At 55.4% G+C, this 15,361-nt stretch carries 12 protein-coding genes; all 12 read left to right on the forward strand.

The window, feature by feature from the left end; genetic code table 11:
• Nucleotides 1-170: 170 nt before the first annotated feature.
• Nucleotides 171-1,535: an MFS transporter gene (locus ACTQ1N_RS08855; protein WP_441956403.1), complete on the forward strand. Its 1,365-nt coding sequence runs from the start codon at nt 171-173 to the stop codon at nt 1,533-1,535.
• 126 nt (nt 1,536-1,661) lie between these two features.
• A complete protein-coding gene (locus tag ACTQ1N_RS08860) occupies nt 1,662-2,867 on the forward strand; it encodes a GtrA family protein (RefSeq protein ID WP_441956404.1) in 1,206 nt (401 codons plus the stop codon).
• A gap of 71 nt (nt 2,868-2,938) precedes the next feature.
• On the forward strand, nt 2,939-3,511 hold the full coding sequence (locus ACTQ1N_RS08865; RefSeq protein WP_441956405.1) for a nitroreductase family protein: 573 nt from the start codon (nt 2,939-2,941) through the stop codon (nt 3,509-3,511).
• Between the two features lie 503 nt (nt 3,512-4,014).
• Nucleotides 4,015-5,613, forward strand: coding sequence for a peptide ABC transporter substrate-binding protein (locus ACTQ1N_RS08870; protein ID WP_441956406.1), 1,599 nt, complete (start codon nt 4,015-4,017; stop codon nt 5,611-5,613).
• 179 nt (nt 5,614-5,792) lie between these two features.
• Nucleotides 5,793-6,731: an ABC transporter permease gene (locus ACTQ1N_RS08875; protein WP_441956407.1), complete on the forward strand. Its 939-nt coding sequence runs from the start codon at nt 5,793-5,795 to the stop codon at nt 6,729-6,731.
• Nucleotide 6,732: 1 nt separating this feature from the next.
• Nucleotides 6,733-7,656 (forward strand): ABC transporter permease, encoded by a 924-nt coding sequence (locus tag ACTQ1N_RS08880; RefSeq protein WP_441956408.1) that lies wholly within the window; start codon nt 6,733-6,735, stop codon nt 7,654-7,656.
• A gap of 5 nt (nt 7,657-7,661) precedes the next feature.
• Complete coding sequence (locus ACTQ1N_RS08885) at nt 7,662-8,642, forward strand: ABC transporter ATP-binding protein (protein WP_441956409.1); 981 nt, start codon at nt 7,662-7,664, stop codon at nt 8,640-8,642.
• Between the two features lie 2 nt (nt 8,643-8,644).
• Nucleotides 8,645-9,619 (forward strand): ABC transporter ATP-binding protein, encoded by a 975-nt coding sequence (locus ACTQ1N_RS08890; protein WP_441956410.1) that lies wholly within the window; start codon nt 8,645-8,647, stop codon nt 9,617-9,619.
• A gap of 85 nt (nt 9,620-9,704) precedes the next feature.
• Nucleotides 9,705-11,012, forward strand: a complete 1,308-nt coding sequence (locus ACTQ1N_RS08895) for an alpha-L-fucosidase (protein WP_441956411.1) — start codon at nt 9,705-9,707, stop codon at nt 11,010-11,012.
• Between the two features lie 16 nt (nt 11,013-11,028).
• Complete coding sequence (locus ACTQ1N_RS08900; protein WP_441956412.1) at nt 11,029-11,796, forward strand: DeoR/GlpR family DNA-binding transcription regulator; 768 nt, start codon at nt 11,029-11,031, stop codon at nt 11,794-11,796.
• A 10-nt stretch (nt 11,797-11,806) separates the two neighbouring features.
• Nucleotides 11,807-12,550, forward strand: coding sequence for a copper homeostasis protein CutC (locus tag ACTQ1N_RS08905; protein WP_441956413.1), 744 nt, complete (start codon nt 11,807-11,809; stop codon nt 12,548-12,550).
• Nucleotides 12,551-12,569: 19 nt separating this feature from the next.
• Nucleotides 12,570-15,335 carry a transglutaminase-like domain-containing protein gene (locus ACTQ1N_RS08910; RefSeq protein ID WP_441956414.1) on the forward strand — a complete coding sequence of 922 codons (2,766 nt, stop codon included), beginning with the start codon at nt 12,570-12,572 and terminating at the stop codon, nt 15,333-15,335.
• Nucleotides 15,336-15,361: the final 26 nt, after the last annotated feature.

Genomic DNA, 15,361 nt, shown 5'->3' on the forward strand with positions numbered 1-15,361 from the left:
ACACCGATCTCTTCTGCCAGTAGCCGTTCAATGATCTTTACTTTTTCTATCGGATCAATTTTGCTTTTCCTAGACATAGAAATACCCCCAAGTAGGTTTTATATTTCATTGTCCTACTTGGGGGTAGCATATCAAAATAGACAAAGAATATCGAATGGAGGGTGTTTTGTATGAAAAAATTGACAAGCAGGGTCATCTGGCTGTTTGCAGTCGGACAGCTTGGCTGGAGTATTCTTTCTGCACTGGTGACGAACTGGATCATCACGTTCTATGAGCCGGATACGGAGATGCTGAAGGCAGGACAGACGCTGTTTCTGCCGCAGGGACGCGTGATTCTGGGTATGTTTACAATTCTGGGCGGGATCTATGCGCTGGGTCGTGTGTTCGACGCAGTCACGGACCCCTGGATTGCGAATCGATCGGACAGGAGCCGGAACCCGAAGGGAAGACGGCTCCCATTTATGAGAAGAGCGGCGCTGCCGCTGGCTGTGGTGACGGTTCTGGTGTACTGCGCGCCGGTAAATGGACAGAGCCCGGTCAATGGTGTCTGGGTGCTTGTCATGATGCTGCTTTTTTATCTGTTCATGACGCTGTACTGTACGCCTTATAACGCGCTGATTGCGGAGCTGCCGAAGAACCAGGAGGAGCTGACGAGACTGTCAACCGCGATCTCCTTCACCTTTATCTTCGGAAGCGCACTTGGCTATGCTTGCCCGTTCATCTGGGGCGCACTCACACCGGCGCTTGGAAGAGTCCTTGCGATTCGCGTGACGTTCACTGTGCTGGCTGTCATCGCGCTTGTCTGCCTGCTGGTGCCGACCTTCACCATCCGGGAGCAGGACTATGTGGAAATCAAGCCGGTGAGCGGCAATGCATTCCAGTCTCTTGCAAAGACATTCAAGAACAGAGATTTCCGCGTATTTGTCGGATCGGACGTGTGCTACTGGGTGGCGGTCACGATGTTCCAGTCCGGCCTGAATTTCTTTGTCACCTCGCTGATGAAGCTCCCGGAGACGATGAACACGGTGCTTTATATCGGGATGACGCTGATTTCCGTCGCTCTATATATGGTTGTGGGAAAACTGTCCCGAAAGATCACGAAGAAGAAAATGATCGTCTGGGCGTTCATCGAGTTTTCAGCTGTCTATCTCATCACCGCAGTTTCAACCGGGCAGACTGGAACGAACAAGGGGATGGTTTTCGGCGTTCTGGTCATGGTCATCGCGGCGCCGTCGATGGCGATCCTCGGGATCCTTCCGCAGACAGTCGTGGCGGACATCGCCCGCAGCGATGAGATCACGACGGGAGAGAACCACGACGGCATGTTCTTCGCGGCGCGGACCTTTGCAATGAAGATGGGACAGAGCCTGGCAGCGCTTCTGTTTACAAGCTTTGCGACAATCGGAAGAAGCGCAGGGACAGGCTACCGGATCGCAGCCGTGTCCTCGACAGTCCTTTGTCTGCTGGCGGCTGTCCTGATGAGCCGCTATGATGAAAAGAAAGTGATGGCGGAGCTGCAGAAGGCAGAGCAGTGAGAGCGGGCTTTCCCCATCAGGCGGCTTTGCCGGCTGAACGTTTACAAAGATACCCTTCGTCTGATATGATGGCGTTGATGTGAATCCCACGAAGAACGTCAGGTATGCAGGAAGGAGGTGCAGGACATGGCGTACAGATGTGTAATTGTGATTCCTGCATACAATCCGCCTGCTTCTTTTTCAGGATATATTCCTGAGCTGAAAAAGGCGGGCTTTCAGGACATCATCGTGGTCAATGACGGAAGCCGCACGGACAAGCTTCCGGTGTTCTATAAGGTGGAGCGTGCAGGTGCGCTTGTCCTGACGCATGAGGAAAACAAGGGGATCGGCGCGTCTCTGCGGACAGCGATGACATACTATCAGGAGCATTTCGGCGGGAAGACGGATGGGATCATCACGCTGAACTCCGACAGGCTGACACCGGTGGCGGATGTCCAGAAGATGGCGGAGGCCCTTCATAATGAACAGGAGATGGGCTCGTATGCGATTGTCGTGGGCTCCAGGGACTTCGGAAGTCACCTGGTGACTGACTATGACTATCGCATGAATGTGCTCATGAAGCTGATCTACCATATGCTGATGGGGGTGCGGCTGGCGGATCCCATGTCCGGGATCTTCGGCATCCCGGATCTGAGGGTGCAGCACTGTCTGGATGTTCCGTCGGAGCGGTATTCGTATGAGACTGCGATGCTGATGTCCTTTGAAAAAATCGGCTTCCTTCAGCTACCGGTTCACTATGTTTCCTTTGAAAAGGGGTATGAGAAGGCACGGCGTCCGGGCGACACGTTTGGAATCATCCTGACGGTGGTCAAAAAGTTCATTCTTTATTCGATTACGTCGCTGATGGCGTCGATTGTCGATATCATCATGTTCGGAATTTTCACCGGCGTGACGTTCCGGGGACAGATGTTCGCGATCCTGTATGCAACAGTGTGCGCGAGGCTGATTTCGGCATCGGTGAACTACCTGCTGACAAAGCACTTTGTCTTTCATTTCAAGTCGGACAAGGCCCAGCAGTCGGCCAAAAGCGCCGGGGAGTTCATGGCGCTGTCAGCCGTCCAGTGTCTGCTGAGCGCCCTGATCGTCAGTGTGCTGAAGGGTGTCCTCGGCGGGTCTGCGGTCGGCTTCAAGGTGATCACGGATGTCGTGCTGTTCTTCCTGAGCTATAAGATTCAGCACAAGTACATCTTCAAGGATGACAAGAAATGTGAAGGGAAAGACGAGGAACTTCTGAAGGCTGAGAAGGAGAAGGCACAGCGGCTTGAAGCCGAGAGACAAAAGGATGAGACAGAGAAGGAGATGCAGCAGCATCAGACGCAGCATGAAGGCTGAGAGAGCCGGGGAGAAACAGGTTGCGGGGATAAGTTTTCTAATTGAGGATCATTGAGAAAAAGGAGAAAAAGATGGGCGTAATAGAATCACTGCAGAAAAGAAGAACATATTATCAGATTCACAAAAATCTCCCGGTCAGCGAGGAGAAGGTTGCCGAAACCGTTCAGGAGGCTGTGAAGCTTGTGCCGGATGCCTTCAACATGAAGAGTCAGAGAGTGATTGTCGCGCTTGGAGAAAAGCAGAACCAGCTCTGGGATGCGATCTATGATGCTTTCGGCGGGAAAGTGTCCAGAGAGAAGATCGATGGTTTCCGGGCAGGCGCCGGAACCGTGCTGTACTTCACGGATGAATCGGTTGTGAAGGCACTTCAGGAGAAGTTTCCGCTGTATGCGCCGAACTTCCCGGTCTGGGCTCAGCAGTCCAACGGAATGCTTCAGATTTCGATCTGGTCCGCGCTTCGCGAACTTGGAATCGGGGCGAATCTTCAGCATTACAATCCGGTGATTGATGAGGCTGTACGAAAGCTGTTCGATGTACCGGAAGACTGGAAACTCATCGCGCAGATGCCGTTCGGCGGCATCGTGGAAGAGCCGGGGAAAAAGGATGATGAGGAGATCAGCAGGAGAGTCCGTATTGCAAGATAAGCAGGCGGAGGGATGAACGCCGGCCTTGTGCCGGATAACAGAGCAGAAAGCAGGAGGGAGTTTTCGGTGAAAAACCGGAGACTCCCTCCTTTTTTGAAGGCAACCGATCATCATCGGGTGCGGAGCACGTTTCCGGAACAGGACAGGTACCGTGAGGCAGGAACGTCTGTCCGGGTCGGGAAAGCCGTCTTTCTGCCGCAGGTACCGAGGAAGCGACAATTCGCCTGCCATACCGGGAAAAAGAATTTGCCCGGTGAAGGAAAGGCCTGCATATTCGGGAAAGATTGCGGCTGTCTGTGCAAAACCGAAAAATCGGCGATGTGCATATATGGGCAGAAAATATTTGTGCAACATACACATATATCCGAACGAAACAATAATAAATAATAAAAAATGCGATAAAACCAATTGAAAACAATAAGAATATGCCCTATAATACGCTCAAATCAACTGCAGAAGATTGGTACCCATCGTTTCACCGCTAATACAAGCAGGAGGGACATATGAACAAAAGAGTCTTGGCAGGTATCTTGTCGATGGTGATGGCTTCAGGGATGAGCGCGGTTCCGGCGCTGGCTGATGATGCAGGGCAGGAACTGGATGTCGCGGTCAACGCGGAGGTCAAAACACTGGTTCCGTGGGCAGCTTCCGAGAGCCAGGCTTTCCTTGTGATGAACCAGGCACAGGAGGGACTGTTCCGGATGGATGCCGACAATGTTCCGCAGCCGGCACTTTGTGACAAGTACGAGCTTTCGGATGACAAGCTGACCTACACGTTCCATCTGAGAGATGGCATCAAGTGGAGCAACGGAGAGCCGATCACGGCGCAGGACTTCGTCTACGCCTGGATGAAGCAGATGAGCGCGGACGCAACCAACGGATACAGCTTTCTGATGACGGACTACATCGTCGGCGGTCAGGAATACAATGAAGGAAGCGGTTCAGAGGACAAGGTGGAGGTCAAGGCGGTCGATGACAAGACCCTTCAGGTCAAGCTGAAGAACCCGACACCGTATTTCCTCGGGCTCACCACGATGTCCATGTTCTTCCCGGTCAACCAGAAGTTCTGCGAAGCACAGGGAGATCAGTTCGATGTGACACCGGACAACATGCTGTTCTCGGGACCTTACAAGATTACAGAGTATGACCCGGCAGTCGGTGCGACATTTGTCAAGAATGATCAGTACTGGGATGCAGAGAACGTCGCCATCGAGAATGCGAAGGTTCGTGTCATGAAGGACTCCGCAGCAGCCCTGAATGCTTACAAGGCAGGCGAGCTCTCCCAGGTCGAGATCACCGGAACGGATGTTGCGGCGAACAAGGACAACCCGGAATTCTCACAGCTGACCGATTTCAGAACCAACTATCTGCAGTTCAACCTGACCGATCCGGTTATGAGCAACGTGGATATGCGCAAGGCAATCTCCCTTGCGATCGACCGTAAGACGCTTGTCGACAGCATCCTTGCGGACGGCTCCGCAGCCGGAACCGGACTGATTGCAGATGGAATGGCAGGTGATGGGACCAAGACCTTCAGAGAGCTGAACGGCGATGTCTCCCCGTATGACCCGGAAAAGGCGAAGGAGTGCTATGACAAGGCGGTCAAGGAGCTCGGTTCCGATGCTCCGAAGGAAGTCACGCTCCTGATCGGCGATGACAGTGTCATGAAGACCGTTGCAACCTTCATCCAGAGCCAGCTGGAGCAGAACCTCGGCCTGAGCGTCAAGATCGACACCAAGACGATGCAGGGACGCGGCGAGCAGATGGATGCGAACAATTACCAGTTCGGCTTCACGGCATGGGGTGCCGACTATGACGACGCGATGACGTACCTGGATCTGTGGACAAACGGTACACCTTATCGTGGAAACTACAAGAACGACGACTACAACAAACTGATCGCAGATGCGAAGTCTCAGACGGATGACAAGGCGAGACTGCAGGATATGCTCGATGCCGAGAAGCTTCTCGTTGAGACAGACGCGGTGGTGGCTCCGATCTATCACAGAGGACATGCGGTTCTGACCAAGTCCAACCTGAAGGATCTGGTCAGCCATCCGATCGGTGTGCCGATGGAATTCAAGTACGCGCACTTTGAGTGACGCGGCGGCTGCATAACGCAGAGTCCCGGCTTCGGGATATGAATGTTTACCGGATTCAACATCGCCCGGCGGCTTGCCTCGACGGGACATCATGATAGGGCGATGCTGATCAATTGGGCTGCATGGGAATCAACATGCAGCCTGATTTATATCAGAATCATGTGGAAGGAAGGCGGCTCATGGCTCGCTACATTGTTAAAAGACTGATCTATATTGTGGTCACGCTCTGGGTGATCACGACCTGCACATTCTTCCTGATGAAGAAGCTGCCCGGGACACCATTTGACCCGGAACGGTTCGCCTCCATGCCGCAGGCGCAGCAGGAGAAGGTACTGGAGATGTACGGGCTGAACGACCCGGTTCCGGTCCAGTACGTGAAATATCTCGGAAATATGCTGCGCGGTGACCTCGGGACATCCTTTACCTATGTCAACCAGCCGGTCACCGGCATCATCACATCCAGACTCGGACCTTCCTTCCTCATCGGTGCGCAGGCGGTCCTGATCGGACTGGCCATCGGGCTGATTCTCGGAATCCTGGCGGCCTGGCACCACAACAGCGGAATTGACGCTTTGACGATGATCATCGCGGTGCTGGGAGTCTCTGTCCCGAACTTTGTCATGGCGGCGCTTCTTCAGTACTTTATCGGACTGAAGTGGGGAATCCTGCCGATCGGATTCTGGACAAACTGGAAGTGTTCGATCCTTCCGACGATCGCGCTCTCCTTCAGCGCCACTGCGATGGTCGCCCGGTTCATGCGGACGGAGATGCTGGATGTCCTCAATCAGGACTATATCGTGACGGCCAAGGCGAAGGGCCTCAGCCAGATGCGGATCCTGATGTTTCATGCGATCCGGAATTCCATCATTCCAGTCGTCACCATCCTCGGACCAATCGTCATCAATCTGATGACAGGCTCTCTTGCAGTGGAGAGTGTATACAGCATCCCGGGAATCGGCAGCCTGTTCGTCGACTGTATCAAGGGCAATGATTATCCTGTGATCATGGGTATCACGGTATTCTACGCTTCCTTCTATATGCTGGTGATCCTGCTCGTCGACATCATCTATTCGCTGATCGACCCGCGTATCCGGCTTTCAAAGGAACAGGAGGACTGAGATGACAAACGAATGTGTGAAAGACTCCATGTTCCGGAAAGTGAAGGTGGATGAAGCAGAGAGGGAGCATCTTGACGCCCCAATGACGTCGGTGCTGGCGGATGCCTGGTACAGACTCAGGCAGAACAAGGCAGCTGTTGCGGCACTGTTTATTCTGGCAGCGATTATTCTCCTGGCGATTTTCGCGCCGGTTTTCTCACGCTATTCCTTTAAGGAACCGGATTACAATGCAATCTTTGCGCTTCCGGATAAAGCCCACATCTTCGGGACGGACCAGTTCGGCCGGGATCTCTGGGTGAGGTGCTGGATGGGCTGCAGAATCTCCCTGATGATTGCGGTGGTCGCGGCACTGGTCGATATCTTCATCGGTGTGACATACGGCGCCGTCTCCGCTCTGTTCGGCGGACGCGTAGATGCCATTATGCAGCGAATCATCGAAGTCCTTGTCGGAATTCCAAGCCTGATCATTGTGATCCTGTTCCTGATGGCATTTCCGGCCGGCGTCGGGACGATCATCGCGGCGCTCTCCATCACCGGATGGGTCAACATGGCGCGCCTGGTCCGGGCGGAGATCCTGAAGCTCAAGAATCAGGAATTCGTTCTGGCCTCCAGGGTACTTGGGACAAGCAGCAGAGGGATCATCCTGCACGATCTGGTGCCGAACGCGGTCAGCGTGATCGTCATCAACGTCATGTTTACCATCCCGAGCGCAATCTTCACGGAAGCCTTCCTGAGCTTCATCGGGATCGGCCTTGCGGAGCCGCAGGCATCCCTCGGTGTTCTGATCAACAATGGCTACCAGGTCCTTCAGAACTATCCGCATGTGATGATCTTCCCGGCCATCATCATTATATTGATCATGGTGTGCTTCAGTATCCTCGGAGATGGTCTCAGGGATGCCCTGGATCCGCAGATGAGCAGGTGAATCAGATGGAAAATGTACTCGAAGTGAAAAATCTCGTTGTGGATATCCGGACGCAGAAGGGCATCATCCATGCGGTCCGGGGTGTCTCCTTCAGCCTCAGACAGGGGGAGACCCTCGCGGTTGTAGGGGAATCCGGCTGCGGAAAGTCCATGACGATGAAGGCAGTGATGCAGATCCTGCCGAAGAATGCAAAGATCACAGACGGTCAGGTGCTGTTTCATGGGAAAGACCTGAGCAAGTATTCGGACAGACGCATGGAGAAACTGCGCGGTTCCGATATCTCGATGATCTTTCAGGATCCGATGACCTCTCTGAACCCGACAATGAAAATCGGAAAACAGATTGAGGAGGTTCTGAAGCTTCACCGCAAAGAGATGACGCCGGACGAGCGCAGGAAGCGTGTCGTGGAGCTGCTTGACCTGGTCGGGATCTCCAACCCTGAGACCCGGTACGGGCAGTATCCACATCAGCTTTCGGGCGGACAGCGTCAGAGGGTTGACATCGCGATGGCACTTGCCTGCGATCCGGATGTGCTGATCGCGGATGAACCCACGACAGCGCTCGACGTGACCATCCAGGCCCAGATCCTCGATCTGATGCGGGAGCTTCAGAAAAAGGTCCGGACCTCGATCATCATCATCACACACAATCTGGGCGTTGTGGCGAACATCGCGGACAGAGTGGCTGTCATGTATGGTGGAAAGATTGTCGAGACGGGAGATGTCCGGGATATCTTTTATTCACCGGCACACGAATACACGAAGGCACTTCTCGATTCGATTCCGGGAGCCGGGGACAAGGAGCGGCTTCATCCGATCCCGGGAACCCCGCCCGGACTCATGAAGCCGCCGGCCGGCTGTCCATTTGCGGCAAGATGCCGCGAGACGATGGAGGTCTGTGAGAAGTTCATGCCGGATTTCTATGACCAGGGAGCAGCACACAAGGCAGCATGCTGGATGCTTGACCCCAGAGCGAAGGAGGCGTAAGCGTGGGAACAGAACAGACACCTTTTCTGGAGGTACGGCACCTGAAGAAGTATTTCCATGTCGGCCGGGGCAAAGTGCTCCGGGCTGTCGATGATGTCAGTTTTCATATCAACAAGGGAGAAACCTTCGGGCTGGTCGGAGAGTCGGGCTGCGGAAAGTCCACGCTTGGCCGTACAGTCATACACCTGTATGAGCCGACGGCCGGAAAGATTACCTTTGACGGCCTCAAGGTCGGAGAGGAAAACTCACAGGAGCAGCGTCATCTTCTGACAAGGCGGATGCAGATGATCTTCCAGGATCCGTATGCTTCCCTGAATCCGAGAAGAAAGGTCATTGACATCGTGGCGGAAGGGATGGATGCTCATCATCTGTATGCTTCTGAGGAGGAGCGCAGGGAGACGGTGATCCGGCTCCTGGAGCGCGTGGGACTGCAGAAGGAGCATGCAGACCGCTTCCCGCATGAGTTTTCGGGCGGGCAGCGCCAGCGCATCGGGATCGCGCGTGCACTTGCCGTTCAGCCGGATTTCATCGTCTGCGACGAGCCGATCTCCGCACTCGATGTCTCGATCCAGGCGCAGGTGGTCAATCTGCTCGAGGATCTTCAGAAAGAGCACGGGCTGACCTACCTGTTTATCGCGCATGACTTGTCCATGGTTCGCCACATCAGTGACCGGATCGGCGTCATGTACATGGGCGCGCTGGTCGAAGTGGCGCCGGCGGAGGAGCTGTTTGAAAACCCGCTGCATCCGTATACACGCGCACTGCTTTCCGCGATTCCGCTGCCAGATCCGGATGTGGAGAAGAAACGCTCAAGAATTATGCTTGAGGGTTCTGTCCCCAGCCCGATTTCGCTTCCGGAGAATGAATGCCGGTTCTGCAGCCGCTGCCCGGTGAAGAGTGATGCCTGTAAAGCAGGCCGGCCGGAGCTGAGAGAACTCAGGCCAGGGCATTTTGTTGCCTGCCATGAGGCAGACTGAGAGATTTCTGCGAGGTGGTCAGGCGCACGAGAGGGATCATGAGACTTGAAAACAGCCTGTCAGAAATACCGGGAGGAAACTTGAGATGTATCAGTTTGACCGCGCAGCATATGAGAAAAGGATGAAATGGTTCACCGAAGCCAGATTCGGGATGTTCATCCACTACGGACTTTACAGCATCCCGGCACGGGGGGAGTGGGTCATGAGCGATGAGGAGATGACCGATGACCAGTACCGGAAATACTTTGACGCCTTTGACCCATGCGATCTGGATATGAGGCAGTGGGCAAAAGCAGCGAAAGATGCCGGGATGAAATATATGGTCATGACGGCGAAGCACCATGATGGCTTCTGTCTCTATGACTCAAAGTACACGGATTTCAAGTCGACCAATACCGCCTGCCATCGCGACCTGGTCCGGGAGTATGTCGATGCTGTGCGGGAACAGGGGCTGAAGGTCGGACTCTATTTTTCTCTGATTGACTGGCGGCATCCGGATTTCCCACATTACAAGGACCGCCAGCACCCGATGAGGAACCATCCGGAGTGCGGCAACGAAGGACGTGATTTTGACCGCTACCTGAAGTATATGCATGCGCAGGTGCGGGAGCTGATGGAGAATTACGGGAAGATCGATCTTCTCTGGCTCGATTTCTCCTATGATGATCTGAGAGGGGAGGCATGGAAGGCCACCGAGCTTGTGTCGATGATCCGGAGCCTTCAGCCGGATATCATCCTGAACAACAGACTGGAGGTCAGCGGAGAGGGCTTCGGCTCCCTTGCGGAAGGCCATCCGACTCCTTACCATGGGGATTTTATCACGCCGGAGCAGATGATTCCGCCTGCAGGGCTGAAGGATCCTGCGGGAAACAGCCTTGTCTGGGAAGCCTGTGTGACCATGAACGGCCACTGGGGCTACTGCGCGCAGGATCATTTCTTCAAGCCATCCTCCATGCTGATCAGAAAGCTGGTGGAGTGTGTTTCGAAAGGCGGAAACATGATCCTGAACGTCGGGCCGGATGCAAAAGGCAATTTTCCAAAGGAGTCCGTCCGGATTCTTCATGAGATCGGGAACTTCATGCGGGATAATGGAGACAGTATCTACGGCTCCGGGGCCTGCGCGGCAAGGCCGGAGGGGATGTACCGGCTGACACAGAAGGGCAGCAGGATTTATGTCCATATCTTTGAGAATACGATTGGACCGTTCCCGATTCCTGGAATACCCAAGAACAAAGTGAAGGGTGTCCGGCTTCTCCGGGACGGGTCGGAGGTGAAGATTTCCACCTCCTGGGTGCACAGCGACTATCCGGACATCCTGTTTGCGGATCTTGGGCCGGATCCGGTGCTTCCGGATCAGACCGATACGGTTCTGGAGCTGGAACTGGAGGCATGACAGAAAGAGGGAAAAGATGTTTACGGAGGAGCGGCAGCAGAAGATTCTTGAGAGCCTGCGCGAGAGCGGGAAGGTTCGGGTTCGCGACCTGAGTGAGCGCTTCGGCGTGACGGATGACTGTATCCGGAAGGACCTGAAGACGCTGGAGAATGCCGGAAGTCTGAAGCGCATCTACGGCGGAGCGCTGCTCTCCAGAGACTATACGCTGAACCGCGAGGTCGTCCAGCGGAGATCGGTCCATACGGAGGAGAAGAAGATCATCGCGGCAAAGGCTGCCGCGCTGATCCGCCCCGGGGAGACGCTTTTCCTGGATGTCTCGACGACAAATGTCCTGATTGCGCAGAATCTGGTGGCGTCGGGAATCAAGGTTCGTGTCGTGACAAACATGATTGATATCCTGGAGGAGCTGGTGAAATCCCCTTCCATCACGCCGATTGCGACGGGAGGAAGGATGCATACGAGCGTCAACGGCTTTATCGGGATCGAGGCTGCGGCGGCAATCCGAAGCTACAGCTTTGACCAGGGATTTTTCGGCTGCTGCGGGATCGATGCGACAGACTCCGACTATTCGCTGACAACACTCGGCGCCGAGGACGGGCTGACTAAGCGCGCTGCCCTGAAGGCCTCCCGGCATAAGTATGTTCTGATGGAACACCAGAAATTTGATTCAAACGAATGCTACAAGTATGCAAAGCTGGATGATATTGACGCGATCATCACCGATGAGGACCCCAATCCTGAGATCCGTGAGCTGATCGAATCGGTCGGCGTCGATATTATTTGAAGGAGCCGGTATGAAAAGGACGAAACTGGAAGTCTGTGTGGATAGTGTAGAATCTGCCCTGGCTGCATCTCGCGGCGGGGCGGACAGGCTGGAGCTCTGCGGATGCCTGCCGATGGGCGGCACAACGCCGGAGCTCTCTCTTTACAGAGCCGTCAGGCATTATACGGATCTTCCGGTACGCGTTCTGATCCGGCCGCGCGCCGGGGATTTCTGCTACAGCCTATGCGAGTTCGGGATCATGTGTGATGCAGTTGCCCTGTTCCGGGAGGAAGGGGCGGATGCGGTTGTGACCGGCTGTCTGACGCCGGAGGGAAATGTCGATCTGGAGCGGATGAAGCGGCTCCGGGAAGCGGCCGGGACGATGGATATGACCTTTCACCGGGCGTTTGACATGGTGAAGGATGCCGGTCAGGCGCTCCGGGACATTGTGTCACTCGGCGGGATCTCGACGATCCTGACATCCGGTCAGGCGCCGGACGTGGAGAAGGGCATCGGTAATCTGAAGACCATCATAGCCGGTGCGGACGGACGGCTTGACATCATGCCGGGCGGCGGTGTCAATTCCGGAAATCTGAGGCATCTGGAAGAGGAGCTGCATGCGCCGGTCTACCATATGTCCGGGAAGATGGCGGTATCCAGCCGTATGATCTACCGGAATCCTGCGGTGAGCATGGGAGAGGACAGCAGCTCCGAATATAGAATCTGGAGGACGGACGAAGAGGAGGTCCGGAGGGCACGGGCGATTCTCGGATAACGGAAAGAGGACAGACACCATGTTGTTTACGAAAGAAATGGATCTTCAGGTCCATGATCATTTTCTTGAGAGAAGAAGCAGGCTGAAATCGTGCATGTCGCATGCGGGAATGCATGCGGGCGGCCAGGCTGACAGCCACACTGCAGGAGAGGGTGAAAAACCTGAACGGGTGCCGGGCGGGATCCGCCTGGCGGAGGCAGGGGACGAGGCGGAAGGAGCCCTGACCGGGTTTCCGTCAGACAGATATCTGGAAAGTCTGGATACAGATGTTCGTACGGCGCTGGAATTTCTGTATGCCTGGATGCCGGTCTCTGACGTGATGATGTACCCGGCTGAGACGTACCTGGATTTTGCGCGCCGCGGCGTCTGGCTTAGAAAGAACAGAAGTCAGGTCACGGCACTCCCGGCCGATTTCTTCGGGGAGTATGTCCTGTTTCACCGTGTCAACAATGAGGAGATCCGGCCGTGCCGGGAACTGTTTGGAGAGCAGCTGGACCGCCGTCTGTATGAAGAACATGGAGAAAGGAAAAAGCCGCAGACAGAGGAGGAGCGCGCGCTGGAGATCAACCGCTGGGCAGCGGAAAACGGAACGTACCACAGCGATGATATCCGGACGATCTCTGCGGAAGCCTTCTACAGAAGAGGATACGGACGCTGCGGGGAGGAGTCCGTCTTTGTGGTGAATGCCATGCGTGCGGCAGGCGTGCCGGCGCGGCAGGTCTATGCGCCATGGTGGGCGCACACGGACGACAATCACGCCTGGGTAGAGGTCTGGGCCGCAGGCCGCTGGCAGTTTCTCGGAGCCTGCGAGCCGCAGTCTGTCCTGAACCAGGGCTGGTTCAACAGAGCCTCCTCCAGAACCATGCTGATCAGGAGCAGAGCCTATACAAAGGGTGCGTTTCTGGCAGATGAGGACATCATCGGGACGGACGGCTGCGTGACGGAATGCAATCAGACAGCCAGGTACAGAGAAGTCAGAAAGATCCAGGTGCAGCTTCCAAGGCGATTCGCTGCGTCAGGGCAGGCAGGCAGAAGGCCGGACGCTCCGGAGCAGCCTGTGTCGGCTCAGTCCTTGATGGAGAAAAGGAACGGGCAGACGGAAAAGACTGTCGTGGTTGAGCTGCAGGTCTATAACGAAGGTTCCTGGAAGACCCTGGCCCGGGAAAAAACAGACGAAGAGGGACATCTGAGCTTTTCCACCGGTGACGGAATGCTCCGGATCCATCCGCTCAGCAGTGCGCTTCAGGATGCATGCCTGCAGGCCGGAAGCGGCGATGCAGAGGTCATGCTGGCGGCAGCAGGCGATGAGGATGACACGGAACCCGGTGAGTCCGGTCAGAACATGAGGGAGCCAGATGGGGGCTGGCAGCAGATCGAGTACGCGGCACCGTCCGAGAAGCCTGTCCTTTATCCGCAGGCAGATGCCGGGCAGAGGAAAGCGGACAGTGCTTTTCTGGAGAGGGCAGCGGAAATTCGGAATGAGCGGACGAAGGACTGGGAGGCAGAGGGAACCGCTTTCCTCAGAAACGCTTCCGGGACACCGGAGCAGGCGCTTGTGAAGAAGACAGTGCTCTCTTCGCTCAGTGAAAAGGATCTGACCGACTGCAGGGAGGAGATTGTACGCCATCACCTGACAGCAGTTTTGAAGAGTGGTGCAAGAGAAAGATTGTCGGATCCGGAAGTGGTCGGTCTGCGCATCGGGAATGAAGTCCTGAGCAGCTGGTTTGAGGAGGTTTCGGCATATCTCGGTGAGGAGCGGATCGCGTACTTTGCAGCACATCCGGAAGAGATCTGGACTTTCGTGAACGGTCATGTTCATGAGCTGCCGCAGGAGGACTTCGGAGAGCTGATCATGACGCCCGGAGCAGCGCTGAGAAGTGGTGTCTGCAATCAGAACGCCAGAGAGGTACTGGCGGCGGCAGTCGCCCGTGTCTGCGGGATTCCTGCAAGAATCCGGGAAGATGATGGAACAGCAGAATACCGGGTATCGAACAGCCGGGCAGAAAAAGGAGCGCCGTCGGTCCAGGCGAAATATCTTCCGTTCGACAGTTCCCGGAGGGAGACATCCTGCCTGACCCTGCACACAGACGATGAGGCAGATGTCAAATATGAGACCACCTGGGGACTGACCCGGCTCTCCGATGAAGGGCAGCCGGATCAATTCCTTGCCCTGAAGGACAACTGGAACAAGGGACACATGGACATCCCGCTTGTGCCGGGCAGGTACTGCCTGGTTACCGCTCAGCGGCTTCCGAACGGCAATGCCCACGTATTGGAATACCATATCCGGGCGGAGGCAGACAAGAAGGCGGATATCCGTCTGAAGATGCAGCAGATCCGGCCGGAGGAGATGCTTGTCTCTGTCGATATGCCGCCGCTTCATCTGAGAGCCGACAACGGGGAGGTTGTCCGGAAGCAGAACGGGCAGAAAAGGCTGTACATCTGGCTGGCCCCGGGGCAGGAGCCGACAGAGCACATCCTGAACGAAATGCTGGACAATGCGGAGTCGTACGAGCGGATTGCGCCTGCGGTTTCGCTGATCACCGATACACCGGCGCAGAAGGAGCAGCGGCTGGTACGAAAAGTGACAGGCCGCTTTCCATCGATCCAGTGCTGCTATGCAGAGGATCCGTCAGAAAGAGAGATGCTGATGCGCAGCTTTTATCTGGATCCGGGGCAGCTTCCCTTCATCTTTGTGACAGACAGAAGCGGGCACGGCATCTTTTCAGCCGGCGGTTATCAGGTCGGGACAGGACGCCTTCTCATCCGAATCATGAATCTGTGAAGGAGGGCTGCTTTGGACAGAAGGAA

The sequence above is a fragment of the Porcincola sp. LCP21S3_C12 genome, from assembly GCF_052118625.1.
Taxonomy (GTDB): Bacteria; Bacillota; Clostridia; order Lachnospirales; family Lachnospiraceae; genus Porcincola.